Annotated in this window: 20 protein-coding genes; 14 read left to right on the forward strand and 6 right to left on the reverse strand. The window is 42.7% G+C overall.

What is annotated here, in order from left to right:
• Window positions 1-398: 398 nt before the first annotated feature.
• The 4 genes from secA to AN213_RS03590 all read left to right on the forward strand — a co-directional run bounded on the left by secA (window position 399) and on the right by AN213_RS03590 (window position 6,885).
• On the forward strand, window positions 399-3,107 hold the full coding sequence (gene secA, locus AN213_RS03575; RefSeq protein ID WP_055022436.1) for a preprotein translocase subunit SecA: 2,709 nt from the start codon (window positions 399-401) through the stop codon (window positions 3,105-3,107).
• Between the two features lie 62 nt (window positions 3,108-3,169).
• Entirely contained in the window at window positions 3,170-3,571 is a 402-nt protein-coding gene (gene mutT, locus AN213_RS03580; RefSeq protein ID WP_055197468.1) for an 8-oxo-dGTP diphosphatase MutT, read from the forward strand.
• A 299-nt stretch (window positions 3,572-3,870) separates the two neighbouring features.
• On the forward strand, window positions 3,871-5,943 hold the full coding sequence (locus AN213_RS03585; protein WP_055197469.1) for a M13 family metallopeptidase: 2,073 nt from the start codon (window positions 3,871-3,873) through the stop codon (window positions 5,941-5,943).
• Between the two features lie 489 nt (window positions 5,944-6,432).
• Window positions 6,433-6,885 (forward strand): REP-associated tyrosine transposase, encoded by a 453-nt coding sequence (locus AN213_RS03590; RefSeq protein WP_054563311.1) that lies wholly within the window; start codon window positions 6,433-6,435, stop codon window positions 6,883-6,885.
• Window positions 6,886-7,076: 191 nt separating this feature from the next.
• Here AN213_RS03590 and yjgA read toward each other — a convergent pair whose 3' ends face one another.
• The gene (gene yjgA, locus AN213_RS03595; RefSeq protein WP_054563425.1) at window positions 7,077-7,598 is read right to left on the reverse strand and encodes a ribosome biogenesis factor YjgA; all 522 of its coding nucleotides are present in this window, start codon (window positions 7,596-7,598) and stop codon (window positions 7,077-7,079) included.
• 137 nt (window positions 7,599-7,735) lie between these two features.
• Between yjgA and pmbA the strand changes: the two genes are divergently transcribed.
• Window positions 7,736-9,073, forward strand: coding sequence for a metalloprotease PmbA (gene pmbA / locus AN213_RS03600; RefSeq protein ID WP_055197471.1), 1,338 nt, complete (start codon window positions 7,736-7,738; stop codon window positions 9,071-9,073).
• A gap of 130 nt (window positions 9,074-9,203) precedes the next feature.
• The gene (locus tag AN213_RS03605; RefSeq protein WP_055197473.1) at window positions 9,204-9,620 is read left to right on the forward strand and encodes a VOC family protein; all 417 of its coding nucleotides are present in this window, start codon (window positions 9,204-9,206) and stop codon (window positions 9,618-9,620) included.
• Window positions 9,621-9,870: 250 nt separating this feature from the next.
• Here the strand turns inward: AN213_RS03605 and AN213_RS03610 are convergent, their stop codons facing one another.
• On the reverse strand, window positions 9,871-10,530 hold the full coding sequence (locus AN213_RS03610; RefSeq protein ID WP_055197475.1) for a LiaF domain-containing protein: 660 nt from the start codon (window positions 10,528-10,530) through the stop codon (window positions 9,871-9,873).
• A 328-nt stretch (window positions 10,531-10,858) separates the two neighbouring features.
• Between AN213_RS03610 and AN213_RS03615 the strand changes: the two genes are divergently transcribed.
• The 3 genes from AN213_RS03615 (at window position 10,859) to AN213_RS03625 (ending at window position 12,104) form a co-directional block, all read left to right on the forward strand.
• Complete coding sequence (locus AN213_RS03615) at window positions 10,859-11,425, forward strand: BON domain-containing protein (RefSeq protein ID WP_054563315.1); 567 nt, start codon at window positions 10,859-10,861, stop codon at window positions 11,423-11,425.
• A gap of 57 nt (window positions 11,426-11,482) precedes the next feature.
• Window positions 11,483-11,641, forward strand: coding sequence for a YqaE/Pmp3 family membrane protein (locus tag AN213_RS20010; RefSeq protein ID WP_064971745.1), 159 nt, complete (start codon window positions 11,483-11,485; stop codon window positions 11,639-11,641).
• Between the two features lie 253 nt (window positions 11,642-11,894).
• A complete protein-coding gene (locus AN213_RS03625; RefSeq protein ID WP_055021368.1) occupies window positions 11,895-12,104 on the forward strand; it encodes a hypothetical protein in 210 nt (69 codons plus the stop codon).
• Here AN213_RS03625 and AN213_RS03630 read toward each other — a convergent pair.
• Window positions 12,089-14,113, reverse strand: a complete 2,025-nt coding sequence (locus AN213_RS03630; protein ID WP_054563318.1) for a methyl-accepting chemotaxis protein — start codon at window positions 14,111-14,113, stop codon at window positions 12,089-12,091. The two genes, AN213_RS03625 and AN213_RS03630, sit on opposite strands and share 16 nt — an antisense overlap.
• 112 nt (window positions 14,114-14,225) lie before the next feature.
• On the opposite strand from AN213_RS03630, the gene AN213_RS03635 reads away from it, so the two are divergent.
• Window positions 14,226-14,996, forward strand: a complete 771-nt coding sequence (locus tag AN213_RS03635; protein ID WP_055197478.1) for an NADP-binding protein — start codon at window positions 14,226-14,228, stop codon at window positions 14,994-14,996.
• On the opposite strand, the gene hutC is transcribed toward AN213_RS03635, so the two are convergent.
• Window positions 14,997-15,704 carry a histidine utilization repressor gene (gene hutC / locus AN213_RS03640; protein ID WP_055197480.1) on the reverse strand — a complete coding sequence of 236 codons (708 nt, stop codon included), beginning with the start codon at window positions 15,702-15,704 and terminating at the stop codon, window positions 14,997-14,999.
• Window positions 15,705-15,846: 142 nt separating this feature from the next.
• On the opposite strand from hutC, the gene hutI reads away from it, so the two are divergent.
• Both hutI and AN213_RS03650 read left to right on the forward strand, forming a co-directional pair.
• Window positions 15,847-17,088 (forward strand): imidazolonepropionase, encoded by a 1,242-nt coding sequence (gene hutI / locus AN213_RS03645; protein ID WP_055197481.1) that lies wholly within the window; start codon window positions 15,847-15,849, stop codon window positions 17,086-17,088.
• Between the two features lie 121 nt (window positions 17,089-17,209).
• Window positions 17,210-18,892, forward strand: a complete 1,683-nt coding sequence (locus tag AN213_RS03650; protein ID WP_055197832.1) for a GGDEF domain-containing phosphodiesterase — start codon at window positions 17,210-17,212, stop codon at window positions 18,890-18,892.
• A gap of 254 nt (window positions 18,893-19,146) precedes the next feature.
• On the opposite strand, the gene AN213_RS03655 is transcribed toward AN213_RS03650, so the two are convergent.
• Complete coding sequence (locus AN213_RS03655) at window positions 19,147-20,196, reverse strand: formimidoylglutamase (RefSeq protein ID WP_055197483.1); 1,050 nt, start codon at window positions 20,194-20,196, stop codon at window positions 19,147-19,149.
• Between the two features lie 5 nt (window positions 20,197-20,201).
• A complete protein-coding gene (gene rraA, locus AN213_RS03660; RefSeq protein ID WP_054552822.1) occupies window positions 20,202-20,699 on the reverse strand; it encodes a ribonuclease E activity regulator RraA in 498 nt (165 codons plus the stop codon).
• Window positions 20,700-20,911: 212 nt separating this feature from the next.
• Between rraA and AN213_RS03665 the strand changes: the two genes are divergently transcribed.
• Together AN213_RS03665 and AN213_RS03670 are read left to right on the forward strand one after the other, a co-directional pair.
• Entirely contained in the window at window positions 20,912-21,448 is a 537-nt protein-coding gene (locus AN213_RS03665; protein WP_055197485.1) for a phosphatase PAP2 family protein, read from the forward strand.
• Entirely contained in the window at window positions 21,445-22,494 is a 1,050-nt protein-coding gene (locus AN213_RS03670) for an MJ1255/VC2487 family glycosyltransferase (protein WP_055197487.1), read from the forward strand. Before AN213_RS03665 ends, AN213_RS03670 begins: the two co-directional genes overlap by 4 nt.
• Window positions 22,495-22,518: the final 24 nt, after the last annotated feature.

The following is a 22,518-nucleotide window of genomic DNA, read 5'->3' on the forward strand; positions in this document are numbered from 1 at the left end:
CCTCGTTCCTCGCACCTCGTTCCTCGCACCTCGTTCCTCGCACCTCGCACCTCGTTCCTCGAATCGCCTTTTTTCTCCCCTGATCTTGATTTTATTCTTATTGTCGCCATATCTATTCAGTAATCTTGTTTTCACCCTTTTTATGGGGTTAGATCAAAGATTATGGCTGATTTTTAAATTTTCTTGCCGAAATTCCATATCTTCATAAACAGAAGGTTTGATGTTGCGCAGACTCTGGTATGATAGCGCACGAAATAAGCGGTGTTTTGAACAGCGTACTGATAAATTGTTAATTAATATGCCCTACATCATGAGCATAAGCGCATATTAATTATCAATTGAAGAAAGTGGGTTAGCTAATGACTAGCTAACAAAGAATATATTGTAACGGTTTTATCATGATATCTAATTTATTTACCAAGATTTTTGGTAGTCGCAATGACCGCACTATTAAAAACCTAAGAAAGACGGTCGCTCTAATTAATGCGCTTGAAAAGCAATTAGAAGCGCTTTCTGATGAAGATTTAAAAGCAAAAACAGCTGAATTTAGAGAGCGTTACGATAACGGACAAAGCCTAGATGACATTTTACCAGAAGCATTTGCTGTGGTACGTGAAGCATCTAAGCGTGTAAATGGCATGCGTCACTTCGACGTACAGCTACTAGGTGGTATGGTTTTACATCAAGGTCGCATCGCAGAAATGCGTACCGGTGAAGGTAAAACACTAACAGCAACATTACCTGCATACCTTCGTGGTTTAACAGGTAAAGGTGTTCACGTAATTACCGTGAACGACTACCTTGCAAAACGTGACGCCGAAACTAACCGCCCATTATTTGAGTTCTTAGGCCTAACAGTAGGTTGTAACGTACCAGGCATGATGCCACAGCAAAAGAAAATCGCTTACGCTGCTGACATCACTTACGGTACAAATAACGAATTTGGCTTTGATTATCTTCGCGATAACATGGCATTTAGCATTGAAGAGCGTGTACAACGCCCACTTTACTACGCCGTAGTGGATGAGGTGGATTCAATCCTAATCGATGAAGCGCGTACGCCGCTTATTATCTCAGGCCCAGCTGAAGACAGCTCTGAGCTTTACATCGAAATCAACAAAATTGTGCCAGACCTAGAGCTTCAAGAAAAAGAAGATGAAGAAGGCGTTGAAGGCGACGGCGATTACACGATCGATGAAAAGTCTAAGCAAGTTCACCTAACAGAGCGTGGTCAAATTAAAGTTGAAGAGCTACTAATTGAGCGCGGCTTAATTCAAGAAGGTGATTCACTTTACTCTGCTTCAAGCATCACATTATTAAGCCATGTGTATGCGGCACTTCGTGCTCACAAGCTTTATCAAAAAGACGTTGACTACGTTGTTAAAGAAAACGAAGTTATCATCGTTGATGAGCACACAGGCCGTACAATGGAAGGTCGTCGTTGGTCAGAAGGTTTACACCAAGCCGTTGAAGCAAAAGAAGGTGTACGCATTCAAAACGAAAACCAAACATTGGCATCAATCACATTCCAAAACTACTTCCGTTTATACGACACGCTAGCGGGTATGACAGGTACAGCAGACACAGAAGCGTTTGAGTTCCAGTCTATCTATGGTCTAGACACAGTAGTAATGCCAACGAACAAACCGATGATCCGTGACGATCGTGCTGATCTTGTATACCTAACACAAGAAGAAAAGTACGAAGCAATCCTTGCTGATATCAAAGATTGCCAAGAACGTGGTCAACCGGTACTTGTGGGTACTATTTCTATCGAAAGTTCTGAGTACTTATCGCAGTTCTTACGTAAAGAAAAAATTAAGCACAACGTACTTAATGCTAAGTTCCACGCGCAAGAAGCAGACATTGTTGCCGATGCTGGTTTACCTGGCACAGTAACTATTGCAACTAACATGGCCGGTCGTGGTACCGATATCGTGTTAGGTGGTAACTGGAACAGCGAAGTTGAAAAGCTAGAAAACCCAACTGATGAACAAATCAAAGCGATTAAAGATGAGTGGCAAAAACGTCACGATGCAGTAATCGAAGCGGGTGGTCTACACATCATTGGTACTGAGCGTCACGAATCTCGTCGTATCGATAACCAGCTACGTGGTCGTTCTGGTCGTCAAGGTGATGCGGGTTCAAGCCGTTTCTACTTATCAATGGACGACGCGCTAATGCGTATCTTCGCTGGTGAGCGCATGACTAACATGATGCGTAAACTAGGTATGCAACGCGGTGAAGCAATTGAGCACCCTTGGGTTAACCGCGCAATCGAAAACGCACAACGTAAAGTTGAAGCACGTAACTTCGACGTTCGTAAGCAATTACTTGAGTACGATGACGTAGCAAACGACCAACGTCGTGTTGTTTACTCGCAGCGTAACGAGCTACTTGAAGAAGGCGATATTTCAGAAACTATCACTGCAATTCGCGGCGATGTGTTAAATGGTGTGATTGATCAATTCATTGCACCGCAAAGCTTAGCTGAAATGTGGGATATCCCAGGTCTTGAAGAACGCTTAAAACAAGATTTCTTAATCGAGCTGCCAATTTCACAATGGCTAGCTGACGATAGCAAACTATACGAAGAGAAACTTCGTGAGCGTATCGAAGAAGCGGTTGAGCAAGCGTACAAGCAAAAAGAAGAGATGGTAGGCGAGTCTGTACTACGTCAATTCGAAAAAGCAATTATGCTACAAAGCCTAGACCAACATTGGAAAGATCACTTAGCCGCGATGGACCACCTTCGTCAAGGTATCCACTTACGTGGTTACGCACAGAAGAATCCTAAGCAAGAGTACAAGCGCGAGTCGTTCGAGCTATTCTCTGAAATGCTTGAGAACTTAAAAGTCGACGTTGTGGGTATTTTAAGTAAAGTACAAGTTCGCGCTGAAGAAGATGTTGAGAAAGTTGAAGAGCAACATCGTCGTAGCGAAAATGCACCACGTGAATACCAACACGAAGAAGCTGAGCACATCGGTGGCGAAACACCTGAAGGTGCTGTAGTTACACAACGTGCAGAACCAAAAGTAGGCCGAAACGAGCCGTGTCCTTGTGGTTCAGGTAATAAATATAAGCAGTGTTGCGGTAAATTAAAATAACCAAAACACGGTGATAAAAAGCGACGCTTGCGTCGCTTTTTTTATGATTAAGGAAACAACAAATGACTAAAAAAGTAGTGCATGTTGCTGTTGGCGTTATTTATAAAGATCAGCAATTATTTATTTGTAAGCGCCCAGACGACAAACATCAAGGCGGCTTATGGGAATTCCCTGGCGGAAAAGTAGAGCAGGGCGAAAGCGTATTTGCGGCACTTCAGCGTGAGCTGTTAGAAGAAGTAAACCTAACTGTAAACGCCAGTGAAGAGCTAATGGTTATCGAACATGACTATGGCGATAAATGCGTACGTTTAGATGTGCACATTGTTGATGATTTCACAGGCACGGCCCATGGCGCAGAAGGTCAACAAGGAAAATGGGTCGCACTCAACGAGCTTGATGATTACAGCTTCCCAGCCGCGAATGTTGAGATTATCGAAAAGATAAAGAAAAAGTATCAAGAGTAAATAACCAAAAGTTAGCGAGGGGAAAGTTAGCAAGATTAAAGCTTGTAGGCGTGAAATTTATTTCACGCGAAAATAGTTGCACAAAGAGAAAGATTAGCCGTCAGCTTACCGCTTACCGCTAATCTCTCCTTCCCACCGCTCAAAAATGCGGCTCATCCTGTTTTGATAAGAATTGTTACATATTCGGTTTTATTGTTTTGCTTGAGAGGTTTATTATGGTGAAAGCGAAAAACTAATGATTAATTAGGTTTGCTAGTTTTTCGATAAATACATCAAAAAATAATTAGTACGGGACTCCCATGAAAAAAGTAACACTTACCGCGGCAAGTATTGCACTATCCCTCGGTCTTGTTGGTTGTGGTGAAAAAGAACAAGAAACTAAAGCACCAGCAACTGCGACCGTAACTGAAGCAAAAGCACCTTTAAATTCAGGCATTGAATTGGCGAACATGGACGAGTCTGTTCGCGCACAAGATGACTTTTACTATCATGTAAACGGCGAATGGTTAGAGAAAACAGAAATTCCAGGTGATAAATCAAACTACGGTTCATTCACTCAGCTTTATGATGATTCGCAAAAAGCGATGAAAGAAGTACTCGAAAAAGCAGCGGCAAATAAAGACGTTAAGCCAGGCTCTGATGAAGCTAAATTAGCTGCATTCTACAACAGCTATATGGACGAAGCAGGCCGTGAAGCGGCTGGCATCAAGCCATTAACACCAGTGCTAGAAAGCGTTGATGCAGTTAAGAACAAGTCTGATCTAGTTGCTTTAATGGCTGAACTTCGCATTAAAGGCGGTAGCCTACCGTTTGGTTGGTACGTAAACAACGACGCGAAAAATTCTAGCGAAAACGCGATGTATGTTTATCAGTCTGGTTTAGGTTTACCAGATCGCGATTACTACCTAAAAGATGAAGAAAAATTCACAAAAATTCGTGAAGCTTACCAAGCATACGTAACAGCTATCTTAAGCAAAGCGGGTGTAGCTGATGCTGAGTCTGCGGCAAAAGCAATTATTGATCTTGAAACAAGCATTGCTGATGCGCAGTGGAGCCGTGTTGAAAGCCGTGATGCAACCAAATCTTACAATAAGATGAGTGTTGCAGATGCAAATAAACTTACTGGCGACTTTGATTTTGCAGCTTACCTTGATGCATCAGGTATCAAAACTGAAGATGTAATCATTCGCCAACCTAGCTACCTAGAAAAATTCGCAGGTATCTACAACGATACAGACTTAGCAACTTGGCAGAACTACCTTAAGTTCCATTTTGTTAGCAACTACGCTCGCCTATTAGATAAAGAGCTAGTAGACCTTAACTTTGATTTTTACAGCACAACACTTCGCGGTGTAACAGAGCAATCTCCACTTTGGAAAAAAGCGGTTGATGCATCAAACGGTGTATTAGGCGAAATTCTAGGTAAAGTATACGTTAAAGAAAACTTCCCGCCTGAAGCGAAAGCGCGCATGGAAGAGTTAGTTGATAACGTTATCAAAGGTTATGCAGTTGCGATTGAAAACCTTGAGTGGATGAGCCCAGAAACAAAAATCGCGGCTAAAGAAAAGCTTGATAAGTTCACACCAAAAATCGGTTACCCAGATAAGTGGAAAGACTATTCTGCACTTGAAGTTAAAGGTGATGACTTAGTAGGTAACTACATTCGCCACAGCGAGTGGGAATATGCAGATATGACTGCAAAACTAGGTAAGCCAGTTGACCGTTCTGAGTGGCACATGACACCACAAACAGTAAACGCTTATTACAACCCTGTGAACAACGAGATTGTATTCCCTGCGGCTATCTTACAACCGCCATTCTTCAACCTAGAAGCTGATGACGCTGTTAACTACGGTGCAATTGGTGCAGTAATCGGCCACGAATTAGGTCACGGTTTTGATGACCAAGGTGCGAAGTACGATGGTGACGGTAACTTACGTAACTGGTGGAGCGAATCAGACCTTAAACAGTTTGAAGAGCGCACAGGTCAGCTAGTTGCTCAATATAACGAGTACAAACCATTTGAAGATGCAAGCGTTAATGGTCAGCTTACATTAGGTGAAAACATTGGTGACTTAGGCGGCTTAACTGTTGCTTATACGGCATACCAGTTATCACTTGGTGATGAAAAAGCGCCTATCATTGATGGCTACACAGGTGATCAGCGTTTCTTCATGGGTTGGTCGCAAATTTGGCGTCGTAAATACCGTGACGAAGAGTTACGTAACCGCCTAATGACAGACCCTCATTCGCCAAGCCACTACCGTGTAATCGGTATTCTTTCAAACATGCCAGAGTTCTATCAGGCATTTGATGTGAAAGAAGGCGACAAGATGTATATCAAACCAGAAGATCGCGTAAAAATCTGGTAATTGATTATCGATTATAAAAAGGCTCTGAGTGAACGCTCAGAGCCTTTTTTGTTTGGAGCTGTCAGCTTTGACTTAGGAAGTGTTTTAACGCCGAAATTATAGATAATTGTTGTGCGCGATGTTCACGGCTAAAGCCGTCCATACGGGGTTGTAGGAGGCGTTTTAACGCCGATGATAATTGTACGTGATGTTTACGGCTAAAGTCGTTCCTACGGGGTTGTAGGAGGTGTTTTAACGCCGAAATGATATGGTGATTGTTGTGCGTGATGTTCACGGCTAAAGCCGTTCCTACGGGATTGTAGGAGGTGTTTTAACGCCGAAACATATGGTGATTATTGTACGCGATGTTTACGGCTAAAGCCGTCCATACGGGGTTGTAGGAGGCGTTTTAACGCCGACTTTTTCCCAGCTAAAGCGGTTCATACGAGGGTTTAACTTGATTCTTATACGTCTTTGTCTAGATTTAAAATAATAAATGGAGGGTTATGGATGACCGCTCATTATCAAAATCTAAGAAAGCATAGGGTATCAATCCCATTTCACTATTACTCTGTTACCACTTCAACGCTTGACAGAAACTGTTATTTCTCTGACTTTAATAATGCACGAGTTTTAATTAACACTCTAAGGACTATAGAAGGTATTAAAGCTAAAACTATTTGTTTTGTGGTAATGCCTGATCACCTACATTGGTTATTTCAATTACAAGATAAAGTACCTTTAGCTCGATTGATTCAAGAGATTAAAGGGAAGAGTTCATATCTCATAAACAAGCCAACATGCTCTAAACGAAAAATTTGGCAGCCAGGATATTATGATTCTTTAATAAGGAACGAAGAACATTTGCTTGGAGTATCGAGGTACATCATCGCAAACCCATTGAGGGCTGGAATTGTTAAAAATGTGCGTGATTACCCTTTTTGGGATTGTATCTATTTATAGGTAAATTCTTCACGGCTAAAGCCGTTCCTACGAGGTTGTAGGAGGCGTTTTAACGCCGAAATATTCAGGTGATTTTTGTACGTGATGTTCACGGCTAAAGCCGTTCCTACGGGGTTGTAGGAGGCGTTTTAACGCCGAAATGATTATTAAAAAGCCGCAAAATTATCATTAAGCGGCTTTCTTTATACAAATCAAAGCATAATCGCATCTTTTAGATACTGGAATAACTCTTTATAAGCTTTGGCTGGCTTTTCTGCTTTTACTTCTTTTGCGGCGCTGCGCACTAATTGGCGCATTTTTTGGCGCTCAAGAGACGGGTATTGATCAATTGTTGAATTGATCAGGTCGTCACCTTGTTTAATCAAATCATCGCGCAGGGTTTCGATTTTGTTCATCAAAACATCGGCTTGATTGTTTTTATTAAGCATGATGTCGATCATCGCTTGAATTTCATCAACGTTTTCTGTGGTACGTAATACTTTTGCGATGTAGTTTAAGTTACGACGGTAAGCATCGCTCTTATCACTTACTTTATCAGAAACAACTAACGCTTCTTTTAAATCGTGATTAAGCGGTAAACGATCGCGCTGCTTTTTCGGCATTTTTGCAATTTCAGCACCCAGACCATGATATTGCATGGCTTCACGTTTTAATTCGCTTTTTGATACGTAAATAATTTCTTCTTCGATAAGTGGCTTTTTCTTCTTCGCCATAAGGATGCTCATTCAGTAAACTTAACTATTCGCTATTATACGCCATTTAGTTAATGATTAATATTAGCTGATGCAGGTCTCGCAGTGTGTTAGCATTCGTTACACTATAAAAAATATCAGAACCTAGGACACACAAGATGAAAGATCCTATTTATCAACACATTTCTGAAGTGAAAGACGCGGTAAGCGAAGTACTGGAGCATGCAAAAAAATTGGGTGCAACAGCAGCAGAAGCGGCGATGTCGAGCACGTCAGGTTTGTCTGTCAGCACGCGCATGGGCGAAGTTGAAACAATAGAGTTTAACCAAGACGGTGGCTTAGGTATCAGTGTTTATGTGGGTAACAACAAAGGCTCTGCTTCAACAGCCGATTTAAACCCTAAAACATTACGTACAGTGGTCGAAAAAGCCATTGATATTGCAAAGTTCACCTCTGACGACCCATTTAATGGTATCGCTGATAAAGAGTTACTTGAATTTGCACCGCAAGATTTAGATTTATACCACCCGTGGGAAGTTAGCCCTGAGCAAGGTGTTGAGTTTTGTCATCAAGCAGAACAAGCGGCGCTGAATGCCGATGAGCGCATTGTAAATTCAGACGGTGCGAGTTTTTCTTCTCACCAAGGTTTACGTGTTTATGGTAACAGCCATGGCATGATTGCAGGTTACCCGCGTACGCGTCACAGCATTAGTACGATGGTGATTGGTAAAGAAGGCGAGCAAATGCAGCGTGACTCGGCTTATACCATCGCGCGCCATAAAGATGACTTAAATGATGCTGCAAAAGTAGGCCTCGAAGCGGCAACCGAAACCTTGGCTAAACTTAACAGCCAAAAGCTCGGTACTATGAAAGTGCCTGTAATTTTTAGAGCAGATATTGCTAACTCATTGTTTGGCCATTTAGTGTCGGCGATTGGTGGTGGTGCTCTTTATCGTAAATCGAGCTTCTTGCTTGATAGCTTAGGTACAAAAGTTTTCAGCGATTGTGTGAATATCTCTGAGCGCCCGCATTTATTACAAGGTTTAGCGTCTTCGCCGTTTGATGCTGAGGGCTTAAAAACTGTAGACCGTGAAATTATTCAAGGTGGTGAGCTGCAAACTTACCTATTAGCTAGCTATGCAGCACGCAAACTATCGATGGCACCAACGGGTCATGCTGGTGGTATTCATAACTGGCTAGTTGAACAAACCCATGCTGATCTAAAAGCACTTTTAAAAACCATGGGCACAGGCTTATTAGTAACTGAACTTATGGGCCAAGGTGTGAACACGGTAACGGGTGATTACTCACGTGGTGCGGCGGGGTTTTGGGTTGAGAATGGCGAAATCCAATACCCAGTAAGTGAAATCACTATTGCTGGTAACTTAAAAGACATGTTCAAGGCTGTAGTAGGCTTAGGTGGTGACATCGAGCGTCGTGGTGGTATTCAAACTGGCTCTATATTGATTGAACAAATGCAGATTGCTGGTAGTTAATATATATACAACGAATCATTTTTTTAAAGCCTCACTTTTGTGGGGCTTTTTTATTTGAAAAAGTTCTTTACCTAAACTTAACTTGAGGTTTTATCTTGGTGGCAGTTTAAAAATAAAAAGGAAAACTACCATGTATTTAGAACACGTAAACCTTGTTGTTAGTAATGTTGATGCCATGCTGCACTTTTATAAAGCCGCGTTCCCGCACTGGCGTGTGCGTAGTCAAGGCGATAGCAAGTGGTCGGGCAAACCGCGCAAGTGGTTGCACTTTGGTGATGATTACCAATACCTTGCATTAAGCAATAACGGTGAAGCTGAAAACCGTGATTTAGCAGGCCACCAAGTGGGTCTTGCTCATTTTGCCTATGTAACAAACGATATTAATGCTGTAGTTGAACGTCTGGTTTCAGCTGGTTATGAAATTGATAAACACGGCCCAGAAAACCCTTATCGTAAAAATGTATATTTCATCGACCCTGCAGGTTTTGAAGTTGAGTTTGTAGAGTATTTTAGTGATATCCCGAGTGAGAGGAATAATGACTTGTGAGGGAGCTGTCAGCTTTCAGCCGTCAGTTTTGAGCCGAGCATTGTTGTTTGTTGGTCAGGCATTGATTGATGGAATGGTGTTGTATGTAAGACGCGCCAAGCAAGCGTGACGCCTACGGTTGATGTAGGCGTGAAATTTATTTCGCGCGGTGGTTGTAGCAGCGGGTTTACCCCGCGTCATTTATTACCTATTGCGCGATATAAAATCGCGCCTACAATATCTCGCAACTCGCAACTCGCAACTCGCACCTTTACTGCACTTTATTCATCTCTTTCCAACTGGCTTTTAGGCTATTGGCAAAGCTGATGAACTTTTCTTTCATGGTACGTTTAACCGAAATCTCGACTGAGCCTAGCCATACATTCCCTTCAATAGTGATAGTTGGGCCTTGGCCTTTATTTAAGGCGACTGATTTGTTTTCTACGCTGCCAATTACGCTAAACAGTTTAGATACCACATTAACATGTTCTGGTACGTAGATTTCGTCGTTACCTAAAATACAGTTCACGTAAATAGTGACATGCTGATGTTGGAAAATTGCTTCGCTAAAGTCGAGTTCGATTGAACCTAAGCAGTTGGTGAGGTGAATTTCTTTTGGTACTACCCATTGGCCGCTGCGCTCATTTGAACCCAAAATACTCCTAAGCTGCAGGCTTTCGTTGTCGCTGCTGTGGCTGTAGTGAGGTTTAAATTGCGCATGCTTATGCGATTTGTAGTCAATATCTGCCTTCAGATCTAAATCAGCAACCAGTTCAACCAATACTTCGTTGCTGGTGGCTGCCATTGCCTGGTCTAGTCGGCGTTCAAATGCTTCGGCTGAAATAACAGCATGACTGTAGTTATAAATGAGTTGATCAATAACTTCTTCTCTTACTTGATCGATTGGGCGATCTTCAAGTTTAACGGCCATGGTAGTTCCCTGTTGTGATTTTAAAGGTGATTTTTTAGTTATTAATTACGAAGCAAGGCTTAGGCCAAAGTTTATTTTAATATAAATCAATGGTTTGTGTTTTTTGCTAATAAGCAACTTCGTTAAATTAACCACAGATTAATAAAATCAGCAACTAAATGGTTATTTTTGCAACATCGTGAACTTCTTACCGAGCAGCTTGTAAATCTTTACCTAAATGAATATAAATAGCTGCTGAATGGGTGTTTAACCTGCTGAAAATAAACAAATAAATAGTTGGCATCATAGTCGCATTAGTAAATGTGTCTTAAATCAAAAGGAGAAGATTATGAACACTTTTAACAAATCTATGATTGCCGCTTTAGTAATTGGTGCAACTAGCATGTCAGCTCAGGCAAGCAGCTGGGAAAATGAAAGTAAAGATGCTTGGATTGATGGTAAGGCAGAAACTGTGCTTCTTATGAACACAAACCTTAACAACTTTGACATCAACACTGATGTAACGAATGGCAAGGTTGTACTTACAGGTAAAGTTGATAGCGAATTAGATAAAGAGCTTGCTGAAGAGCTAGTTCTTAGCCTAGACGGTGTTAGCTCTGTTGATAACAAACTAACTGTTGTTAAAAACATGAAAGCTAAGCACATGAAATCAGACAAAGCTGATTCAGCAGAAAGCGACTTAACCGACGCAAAAATCAGTACTGTAATCACAACACGTTATTTATTTAACTCAGAAGTGGGTGGTACAGACATCGATGTTGATACTGACATGGGTGTAGTAACACTAAAAGGTACTGTTGAGTCTGATGCAGAAAAGCAATTAGCGGTAAGCATTGCTGAAAATGCTGAAGATGTTCGCAAAGTAATCGATGAATTAACGATTGTTGCTGAATAATAGCAAGCCCTATATAGCCCAGCTTTGGCTGGGCTTATCTTTTTCAAGGAGTGAGTCATGGATTTAATACGTATTATTTTATCGGTTTTAATTCCACCTCTTGGCGTATTTTTACAGGTAGGTTTAGGTGCGCAGTTCTGGATTAATATTCTTTTAACCTTATTAGGGTACATTCCAGGTTTGATTCATGCTGTGTATATCATCGCTAAGCGATAATCACCGCATTAATCTACAAGGATGGGTAATGGAGCACAGCAAGGAGTTGCTGTAGGAGTAACGGACGATAAACCGCAAGGAGTTTACAGTATGGATAATGTAACTACGCACAAAGGACAACAAGGAAGTAACAAGGCGTTATGGAGTAGCGCACAATGGCAACGCTTTATGGATAAAGTGAATGGAGATGACAGCAAGGAATAAGCTTAGGCAGGAGCCAAACAGGATGAAGCTAGCGTAAGGAGGAGACTATATGGAACAAGTACAAACGCAACCAACACAAGGATTGACCAACAATGGAGTTGCTTTATGGAACAAGCAACAGTGGCACGAATTTATGGAACACGCGAAAGCGGTTGCGCCACGACTAACAGGGAAGGCTGACGATAAAAACCCGATGTCATCTTCAGGTGACATCGGGTTTTTAACTACTTCAGCAATTTATCTTTATAACTTAAATTGATTCACCGTCTTATTTAAAGCGGCTGCCAATTCATTCAAATCACGTGCTTCATCCGCCAATTCATGGGCATGATCCGCAGTGCTATTCACTAAGTGATTTATTGCTGCCAAGCTATTGTTAATATCTTCTGCAACCACAGTTTGCTGCTCTGTCGAAGTCGCAATTTGATGACTTTGATCTTGCACATTTGTCACAGACTGGGCGATATCTTGTAGAGCTTGCAATACAATTTGTGTTTGCTCTACTGAACCCTCAGCACGCTCTTGACCTTGTTGCATCATAGTCGATGCTTGCTGGGCAATTTGCTGTAAGCGGCTGACCATATTGCGAATATCATCAGTAGATTCTTGCGTTCTGCTTGCCAGTGAACGAACTTCATCAGCAACAACAGCAAAGCCTCGGCCTTGCTCACCAGCACGAGCTGCTTCAATCGCTGCGTTCAGTGCTAGTAAGTTAGTTTGCTCTGCAATCGAGTTGATAACATCAACTACCGCACCGATATTGCCACTTTCTTGTTCAAGACCCGCAACCACTTTAGACGCTTCACCAATATGGCTTGCAAGGGCGGTCATCACTGATTGAGCTTGAGTAGAGCGTTTCGTACCGTCAACGGTAATGGTTTGCACTTCTTCAGCGGCATTATTGGTGTGCTGGGCATTACGCGAGATTTCCATCACTGTAGACGCCATTTCGGTTACCGCCGCACTAACACTATCAACTTGCTGCTTTTCTTGCTGAATTTCATCGTTGGTTTTTTGCGATACAATTTTCAACTGGCTTGCAGCTTGGCTTAGTTGCTCAGCCTGCGCAGCCGTATTTAGCATCATTGCACGAAGTTTATCGATGAAGGTATTCATGTGATGAGCAAGTTGGCCCACTTCATCATTACTCTTGATTTCGATTTTTTGTGTTAAATCGCCATCACCTGATGCGATATCACGCATGATGTAAGTTAGCTTAGTCAGCGGTTTGGTGATCATTTGCGTGGCCCAGAAGATCATCGCAATGATAATCGCAAGAATGATGATCACTGAGGTTGTGGTTGTCATCACTGCATCATTTACTGGCTCATCAATCATACTTGTTGGAATTAAAATACCCACGTACCAATCAAGGTAAGGGGTTTCTAGCTCAAGGCGGTTGTATACAACGTAATATTGCTCACCTTTGAAAGTAACAAAGCTGCTGCCATCTTTTTGGCTTTTCATCGCGCGGTTTAATTCGCTAAAGCCTGATGTGTCGCTAAATTGTTTTTCGAGGGCATCTAAGCCTTCCTTGCCATTCGGACCTTCGTCAGTCACAGATAGCTTGTGGCCAGTGCGCTTAGATAAGTGCACAACCTTTTGATTGCCATCAAGTAAGAAACCAAAGCCTTGGCCATTAAAGCGAATTTCTTCAACCATGTCGTTGATGTTGTTTAGCTGTAAATCAACACCACCAAAGCCTATTAGTTTGTTTTGCTTATAAACAGGCTGTTGTACAACTGCAGAGGCATTACCTGTGGTTAAATCCACAGAAATTGGGCCTACATAGAGTTTGTTGATCTTTAAAGCATCTTGCCACCAACCACGTTTGTAAGCGTAGTAAGGTTGGCCATTATAATGAGTGGTTCGCTCGTTTTCTTTAAAGTACTCACCAGTTGTTGCAGATGCAAAGAAGGCAGATAAGATGTTGTCATCGTTGCCGCTGATACGCACAAAATCTTGATTAACGCTGTCGTATCCAGGTTGGTTATCAAGGCTTTGGTCACGTTCAGTCCAATTGTCGAACCAATTCACTAAATGCGGATTTGTAATGAAGGTTTGAACCACTTTACCGTATTTGGCAAAGTAACCTTGCATTGAAAGTCGTTCACTCTGTAAATAGCTGTCGGCTTCGCGTTGAATAGCTTGGCGCGATAGGTCAGCAATATGGCTAACAAAAAAACTAGACGCGATGATCAGTAGTACACTTATCGTCCCGCCGATGAGTAGTAATATTTTTTTACGTAAAGAGAGGTTATTTAACATAGGTGCACGTGTTTTTATTATCGGGTAGAGTTATCTATCTAATCATATTTGCACCCAAATCGCTACACCGTTAAGCGAACGTTAATAATAATTTCTAGAGGTAGTTGGATAAATGAGTTCTGAAAATAATAAACTGGTCGTTTTAGGGGCAGGTTGGCTTGGTAGTGCGCTGTGTGTTGAGGCTAAAGAATTAGCATGGCAAGTGCAGGGGACACACCGAAGTAGCGAGCACGAACATGACTTTCAGCGCCAATTTGCGCTTGCAGACGATGTGCTTAAACACGATGTTTCTCTTGAAGGTGCATGGTGGGTGTGTGCAATTCCACCGCGTAGTCGCAGCTCAGAAAGTAATTATTTAGTCACTTTGCAAGCAGGGCTTGAGCTTGCCAAGCAACTAAATTGTAAAGGCTTTATTTTATGTTCTTCGACGGGTGTCTACCCAACTGAGAATGGTCAATACGACGAGAGTACAGTAATCAATTGTCAATCAGCGCGCCAGCAACTGCTATTTGATGCCGAGCAGTTAGTGCTCAATGCCGGTGGTAAAGTGCTGCGTTTAGCGGGCCTTGTTGGGCCTGGGCGCGACCCAGGTAAGTTTGTGGCAGGTAAAGAGCTGTCTAGCTCAAGTCAGCAAGTGGTAAACATGGTTCAGCAGCAAGACGTGATAGCGGCGATTTTTTCTGTAATTGAAAACTGGTCAAGCGCGAGCAGCATTTATAATGTGGTCAATCCGTCGCATCCTACAAAAGCAGATTACTACCAACAAAAATGTGCTGAGCAGGGTAATCAGCCACCGACATTTACTAGCCATGATAAAGGCGAGCGCCTCATTGATGGCTCAGCGATTGAGTCACTGAATTTTCGTTATCAAGCGCCTATTTAGCTACTTTTTAAAAGTTAGGTGGCCGCCCAGTCGGTATTTACTGCCCGGTGAGACTAAGCGCGCAAAGCTTACAATACCTTGCGATGACCAGGTTCGGCGGATCACTTGTAAGCATGGCTCTTCGTTGTAAAGGTTGAGCCATTCACACATTTCTTGGTTGGGCATGATTGCTTCAACTGTGTGACGCGCCTCGGTAAGCGGAGCCGTCTGCGATAAGTATTCGTGGGGTGTTAGGCTGTGAAAATCTTGTTGTAAGTAGTCTTTAGCAAGAGCAGGGTTCACAAAACGCTCCTCAACTTGCAAAGGTTGCTCGTTCTCATTGTGCACAATCACACTTCGATAAACATGGCTGTCGACCTCGACACCCAAAGCAATCGCGATGGGGGCAATTGCGCTGATTGATTCCATCACTAAAATCGTACAACTGTAATTGCTGTTTCGCGCTTTAACTTCATCGGCAATGTTTTTGATTTCCAGTAACGAAGATTGTGATTTGAAGCTGGCAACAAAAGTACCTTGGCCTTGGCTGCGGGTTAAGATACCGGCATCGGTTAACTCACTGAGTGCACGCCTAGCTGTCATGCGGCTAACTTGAAATTGACTGGTGAGTTCGTTTTCTGAAGGGACACGGTCGTTTTCTTGCCATTCTCCCGATTGAATATTTTCCAGAATGAATTCTTTTATTTGCGCAAACTTAGGGACGCTCATTATGAAAAGTTTATTGGTAAGTTAACAGTGCGTTACAAGGTGACATAATTTTCTTGTATATACAAGATGAGTTGATAAACTTTAAGCAAATTTAAATTTAGGCTCATACTGAGCCTTTAGCAAGCATCAAGATAGGTGAAAAATGCACACAACCAACAATGCTCAAGCGCTCTGGGATTTACTGATCACAGATGCCAATATCGCCACAATGGATCCTACTGCTGATGCACCCTACGGCGCCATTGAAAATGCAGCGATTGCCGTTAAAGATGGCAAAATTGCCTGGTTAGGTGCACAAACCGATTTACCTGAGTTTGATGCATTAGCAACGCCAACTGTATCTGCAAAAGGTCAGTGGTTAACCCCAGGGTTGATTGATTGTCACACTCACTTAGTGTTTGCCGGTAGCCGCGCAGAAGAATTCGAGCAGCGTTTGCAAGGTGTTAGCTACGAACAAATCGCTGCAAACGGTGGTGGCATTGCAAGCACCGTACGTGCAACTCGCGAAGCCGACCACGAAACTCTCTTTGTTAGTGCTAAAGAGCGCTTAAATGCGTTATACGCAGAAGGCGTGACGACGGTCGAGGTTAAATCTGGCTATGGCCTTGATTGTGAAAACGAAATTAAACTACTCGAAGTCGCGCGTTTACTCGGTGAGAACCACCCGGTTGATGTTAAAACCACGTTTTTAGGTGCTCACGCATTACCGCCTGAATATAAAGGCCGTAGCGATGAATACATAGAGCTTGTTTGCGGTGAGATGCTTGACCGTGTTGTTGAAGCTGATTTAGCTGATGCGGTTGATGCATTTTGTGAAAATGTTGGCTTTAGTAACGAGCAAACTCGCCGTGTGTTTGAAGCGGCTAAAAAGCACAACTTACCAGTTAAGTTGCACGCTGAGCAGTTATCTAATCAACATGGCGCAGAGCTTGTTGCAGAATTTAATGGCTTATCGGCAGATCATATTGAACACCTAGATGAAGCTGGCATTCAGGCAATGGCTAAAGCGGGCACCGCAGCGGTATTGTTGCCAGGTGCATTTTACTTTTTACGCGAAACAAAATATCCGCCAATTGAACTACTCCAGCAGTATCAAGTTCCGATCGCTATTTCAACTGACTTTAACCCCGGTACTTCACCATTATGTTCATTGCACTTAATGATGAATATGGCATGTACTATTTTTCGTATGACACCAGAACAAGCATTAGCTGGCGTAACACGAAACGCAGCGGGTGCGTTAGGTCTTGACGATCGTGGCGTACTAAAAGTGGGGGCTCGTGCTGATATTGCTCACTGGCAAATATCCCACCCTGCACAATTAAGTTACCAATTCGGCGTAAATAAACTGTTAAATCTGTGGATTTTGGGTAGACTTAGTTAGATAAGTTTTATTACGCAGTTTGGATTACATGTCATTGATTCTTAGTTTAGCGAGTAGTAGCACGCAACTCGTAAATTTAACAAGTGATGTAGTGCCAGTGTTTTTAGCTGGTAGCGTTTTTATGGCAATGATCTGTGCCTTATGCGTAACTCAAAACTCAACTTTAAGACTAAGCCTAGTCGTTAATGGCGTACTAGGTTTAGCTATTTTAAGCTTAGGATTACCTTGGCTGGTTATCTTACTTGCTTTAGCTTTATGCTTTCATTTATGGCAAGCATTTCGCACCACAAATTGGCTTGCCATAATATTGAGTGTCTCTGCCGCAATTTCGTTCGCGGTTTTATACTCTGCCCACCTATTACTCGACACCGCTTTATATTGGCTTGTTTTCTCGGTAGTTATTTTATCTATTTCAGGCTTTTTTAATTACGAAGAGCCCGAAGATGATGAGCAGGTTGAAGTTAAACCGCTCCATAACGATGATTTAGATGCCACACCACTGACTGGTTTACCTGATCGAAACGCGCTTAGAAATAGCTTTGTTGCATGGACTGAAGAGCACTCGGCTAACTGTGCACTAGTAATGATACGCCTTGAAGGTTTTAACGATGTTAACCAGCACATTGGTCGTGACTTTGGTGATTTATTATTAGCGCAATCGGCCACACGTATTAAACAGCAGCTTAGTGTTGATGCAGTGTTGAGTATGGCAAGTAACACCGCACATGCTGAAAAATTAGCGCATTTAGGGGGCTTAAACTTTGCGTTTATTTGCTCACTCGAAGAGCAAAAACATCTTCATGAGCAGCTGATCAGTCAAATTAGGCAAGTCACATTAAAGCCATTCAACGTTGCTAATTGTACAATTGAAGTTAAAGTGCGCGCCAGTTACGTGAACTGTGACGAACCAGAATACAGCTTCGAGAACTTAATTTCATTTGCCAACCTTGCCCTTGATTCAAACCCAGAGCGAGAAATTGTGCCTTATCACCCGCAAATGATGATCGAGCAATTAGAGCAACAAGCACGCTTACGCGAGTTAGCTCACTTAGATTTTGCCAGCGAACTTGAACTTTACTTTCAGCCAGTTATTCGTAATAGCGACGAGCAAATTGAGTTTTTAGAATTGCTGCTACGTTGGCAGCATCCAAAACAAGGCATTCTTTCGGCTAACAAGTTCATTGATGATATTCGTGTCGCTGGCTTAAGTTACCCTGTGGCAGCGTATGTTATTGAACGTGCTGCTGAGCTTGCTATGGCACTGCGTATGGAAGGCATTGAACTACCACTCAGTATTAACGTGTTTGGCCCAGAAATGCTCCACGAAGAGTTTATTGAATTTGTTGACCGCATAATGACTGAGCACCGCTTAGAGCCAGGTGATTTAATCATTGAATGCCCGCTCGATCTATTTATGAGCTTAGATGACCAAGGTAAAGCCATGGTCGCAAGGCTAAATAGTATTGGTATTAAGCTGTGTATTGATGGCTTTGGTGACACGCCAATTTGGCTTGCGAAGCTACCTAATCTTAATGTTGAGTATATTAAAGTAGCTGCATCGCTAACCGCTGATTTTGCCCATCAAAGCCAAGTTCGTAGTCTAGTCTCTGGCATGGTGGATATGCATAATCAAAATAATGCCAAGGTGATTTGTGAAGGGGTAGAAACCCTAGAGCAACTCAAGTTTGTTAAGTCGTTGAATACCTACGCCGCCCAGGGTTATTACTTTAATTACCCGCTTAGCAGCGTAGGCATGATGTCGTGGTTAAAACAGTGGCGGTTAGAGCATCAGGGGGAAAGCTAAAGCCGTCAGCCGTCAGCCGTCAGCTTTCAGCTTGAAAGTTAGCGAGTAGTTTGACTCGTTACATCGTGTTTTATCTCGAATCTTGCTTCTAATTTAAGGGTCGCGGCATAAAGCCGCTGCTACAGGTAGGCGTGAAACTTGTTTCGCGCGTCTGACAGCTGAAGGCTGAGAGCTGACCGCTTCTATGTGTTGAGTATCGCTTATTTCGTCCCGACCCAACAAAAATCAGTCGCTACCTCGTTTCTCGCGTTTTTCTAACTTGCCTCTCTCGCCTGCAAATACGCATTCACTAGGGCGGTGATGATTTGGCCAGCGTCATTCATGCCTGCTTCTAAACTAACCGGGTGTTGTGATGGTGCGCCTTCGCATAAGTGAAGGTAATGAGCAGTTGTTTGGCTAGCTGCTAAATGCACAAAATGTTCTGCATCACTTACACTAAAGCCACAGTTGGTGTATGCACTAACCGGCATTAACGAAATGCTGTCTAGGTCGACTTCGACTCCTAGTGGCGCATTATCAAACTGTGCTAATGCGTGTTTACATGCTGAAGATAAATCAACTTTGCGACGTACTTGAATGTCTTGATAACTATCAAACGTGAAGTTTGCGTTTGTCAGGGCATCCATAATCGCTTGGTTATTTTTAAATTCGTGTAAACCCATCACATGGTAATCAGCAAGATGGTTTTCGCTGTACGCATATCTAAAACCATTACCGCTATGGCGGCCTTCACATTCTCTGAAATCAGCATGAGGGTCTAAGTTAATGGCGTTGACTGGTTTACCATATTGTTTGCTAAGAGCACGTAAAATACCTAAGCAGTTGTTATGGCCACCACCGATTACAATTGGCTCAAGGCCAGCTGCAAAAATCATTGCAAGCACTTGCTCAACGCGGGTGTCTATATCAGCGCATAATTCACGTAGTTTGGCTAAGTCGGCGTCGTTTTTATTATCAAGGTCAGCAGCTTGTTGGTTTAAGTCATCAAGGGCCACTTCGCCGAGCAATAACACACGCTCGTGGTTTAAAAACTGATTATGCGTTTGGTTTAAAAAGCGCTTTAAAAATGCTTGCCACGCTTGTCCTGAGCCACCGTTACCTAAGTTAGCGCGAGGGCCAATATCTTCACATACGCCAACTAAAACATAGCGAATACCGAAGTGTTTTGCATCGATGAGTGCTTGTGGGGCGTTAACTTGAGTGTCGAGAAGGGCAAGGGCTTGCCAAGCTTTGAGTTCGTTAGCGCGGCGAGCACATAAGTGCTTTACCGCCGCTTCATCATAAATTTTAAGGTAGTTTCTCACCGAGATTAGTCTTCTATTATTTCTAACTCTAATTCTTCAGCAGATAATATAATACCGGTGCTATCAGCGTAAACAAAGTCGTCATCAAAGAAAGAGACGCCTGCGAAGTTAACACCAATGCCATCTTCACCTGCGCCTTCACTATCGGCAGCAACAGGAATAGAGGCAATTGCTTGAATGCCTAAGTCTAGCTCTTCAAGTTCATCAACATGACGAATGGCACCGTAAACGATAATGCCTTGCCAGTTGTTTTCTAATGCGATTTCAGCCAGCTCTATATCAATAAGGGCGCGTCGGGTAGAACCACCACCATCAATCAATAACACGCTGTCAGTGCCATCGGTTGATAAAATTTCGCGGATCAGCTCGTTATTCTCAAAGCATTTAACGGTTTTTACTCGACCACTAAAGCTTGGGCGTCCACCAAAATTGATAAACATTGGTTCGAGCACATCAACCACATCTGCAAAGTGGTCGCATAAATCAGAAGTGCTGTAATCCATTTTTTCATCCTCTAAAGAGACTGTCTGTTTAGTACTCAGTATACCCTGATACAACTCAATAACAACGACTTAATAGCGGATTATTGGTTTAAATCAAAGGAATTTCGCTATCGCAACATTAGTGTCTCAAAAGCGTCACCTAATTGTTATTTTTAGCGCCTAAGCTGAGATGAGTATAAAAATTAGACGCAAAGTATGACAAGGAGCTCACCATGGCAAACAACATACTTACTAAATTGGCAAAAGTAGATGAACAGCTGTTTTTAAGTGTATTCAATGACGCTTCGCCAGTTTGGCTCAGAAGATCAGCGCTCGGGTTTTCGAAAAGTGGCGATGGCGGACTTTACGTGGTGTTGTTTCTTGGTTTTTGGTGGTTCACCGAGCAGCTGCACTTTCAACAACTGGCGATGAGTATTTTGGTGGGTTTTGCCATTGAGCGGCCTATTTACTTTCTCGCTAAAAAGCGCATCGCGCGGGTCAGGCCCTGCGACTGTTTAGTGCAAGGCGCGTATTTGGTGCCGAGTGACCAATTTAGCTTACCGTCGGGGCATAGTGCTGGGGCATTTGTGGTGGCGACTATTTTAACTATCTATTTTCCTGAATTTGCTGTGCTTTGGCTGATGTGGGCATCAGGGGTGGCGGCATCTAGAGTGATTATTGGTGTGCATTACCCTGCTGATGTGGTGATTGGCGCAGTGATGGGTTCAAGTTGTGCGGTATTAGCTGTAATGGTGGTGGAGTCTATATGAGAATTTTGTACGGTATTCAAGGTACGGGTAATGGCCATATTACTCGAGCACGAGTAATGGCAACGACCTTTAAAGCATTGGGAATGGATGTTGACTATGTGTTTTCGGGTCGTAAAGAGCAAGACTACTTTGATATGGACGATTTTGCCGATTACCGAGCTTTTCGAGGCTTGTCGTTTACCAGCAAGTCGGGGCAGGTTGATAGCTTTAAAACATTAAAAAATGCGCGCCCGCTGCAGCTTTTAAAAGATATAAAAAACCTTGATTTACGTCACTATGATTTGGTGTTTAATGACTTTGAGCCGATTACAGCGTGGGCTGCTAAACAGCAAGGTGTCCCCGTTATTGGTATGAGCCACCAAGCGGCGTTTTTATCTGATAAAGTGCCGATGTTTGGCCGAGCTTTCTTTCGTCGTGCGCTGATCCGTAACTATGCGCCAGCGAGCGTTTATTTAGGGGTGCATTGGCAGCCTTATGCAGAAAACATCATTCCGCCATTTATTGCTAATCATCATCATGATAACCCGGTGATGGTCGAAAATAAGGTGTTGGTGTATTTGCCTTTTGAGAACCTAGACAGTGTGGTCGACTACCTCAAAGACTTTCCTGAACGTGAGTTTTACTGTTATCACCCAGATGCGCAGGATTGCTCAATCGGTAATATTCATCTAAGAGCGCCTTCACGTGTTGGGTTTTTAAATGATCTGGCCAATGCTGGCGGCGTGATTGGTAACGCCGGATTTGAACTTGCAAGTGAAGCATTGCAACTTGGTAAAAAGTTATTGTTAAAACCACTTGGAAAACAATTTGAGCAGGGGATTAATGCACAGACGCTATTGTCGATGGGAGCAGCCCATGTCATGAGCTATTTAAACCCCAATGCGATGGATGATTGGTTGCAATCGCCACAGAACAAAAAACTGAATTTTCCGAGCGATCCAGCACCTTTGGTTGATTGGTTGCAAAAAAAACAATGGGAAAAGCTGGATAAATTGCATAAACATCTATGGCAACAGGTTGATTTAGAACAAAAACTGATTGTTTAAAAGTACCTTATATTGGAAAATGCG

Origin of the sequence: Pseudoalteromonas sp. P1-8, from assembly GCF_001399985.1 — a bacterium.
GTDB lineage: Bacteria > Pseudomonadota > Gammaproteobacteria > Enterobacterales > Alteromonadaceae > Pseudoalteromonas.

Coding starts and splice junctions, on each gene's coding strand:
- AN213_RS03610 (WP_055197475.1), bottom strand. CDS start 10,530: ATGGCCGTTAAACTTGAAGATCGCCCAATCGATCAAGTAAGAGAAGAA.
- AN213_RS20010 (WP_064971745.1), top strand. CDS start 11,483: ATGGATTTAATACGTATTATTTTATCGGTTTTAATTCCACCTCTTGGC.
- yjgA (WP_054563425.1), bottom strand. CDS start 7,598: ATGGCGAAGAAGAAAAAGCCACTTATCGAAGAAGAAATTATTTACGTA.
- AN213_RS03615 (WP_054563315.1), top strand. CDS start 10,859: ATGAACACTTTTAACAAATCTATGATTGCCGCTTTAGTAATTGGTGCA.
- AN213_RS03635 (WP_055197478.1), top strand. CDS start 14,226: ATGAGTTCTGAAAATAATAAACTGGTCGTTTTAGGGGCAGGTTGGCTT.
- AN213_RS03665 (WP_055197485.1), top strand. CDS start 20,912: ATGGCAAACAACATACTTACTAAATTGGCAAAAGTAGATGAACAGCTG.
- secA (WP_055022436.1), top strand. CDS start 399: ATGATATCTAATTTATTTACCAAGATTTTTGGTAGTCGCAATGACCGC.
- AN213_RS03605 (WP_055197473.1), top strand. CDS start 9,204: ATGTATTTAGAACACGTAAACCTTGTTGTTAGTAATGTTGATGCCATG.
- AN213_RS03650 (WP_055197832.1), top strand. CDS start 17,210: ATGGCAATGATCTGTGCCTTATGCGTAACTCAAAACTCAACTTTAAGA.
- hutC (WP_055197480.1), bottom strand. CDS start 15,704: ATGAGCGTCCCTAAGTTTGCGCAAATAAAAGAATTCATTCTGGAAAAT.
- AN213_RS03625 (WP_055021368.1), top strand. CDS start 11,895: ATGGAACAAGTACAAACGCAACCAACACAAGGATTGACCAACAATGGA.
- hutI (WP_055197481.1), top strand. CDS start 15,847: ATGCACACAACCAACAATGCTCAAGCGCTCTGGGATTTACTGATCACA.
- AN213_RS03585 (WP_055197469.1), top strand. CDS start 3,871: ATGAAAAAAGTAACACTTACCGCGGCAAGTATTGCACTATCCCTCGGT.
- AN213_RS03630 (WP_054563318.1), bottom strand. CDS start 14,113: ATGTTAAATAACCTCTCTTTACGTAAAAAAATATTACTACTCATCGGC.
- mutT (WP_055197468.1), top strand. CDS start 3,170: ATGACTAAAAAAGTAGTGCATGTTGCTGTTGGCGTTATTTATAAAGAT.
- pmbA (WP_055197471.1), top strand. CDS start 7,736: ATGAAAGATCCTATTTATCAACACATTTCTGAAGTGAAAGACGCGGTA.
- AN213_RS03590 (WP_054563311.1), top strand. CDS start 6,433: ATGACCGCTCATTATCAAAATCTAAGAAAGCATAGGGTATCAATCCCA.
- AN213_RS03670 (WP_055197487.1), top strand. CDS start 21,445: ATGAGAATTTTGTACGGTATTCAAGGTACGGGTAATGGCCATATTACT.
- rraA (WP_054552822.1), bottom strand. CDS start 20,699: ATGGATTACAGCACTTCTGATTTATGCGACCACTTTGCAGATGTGGTT.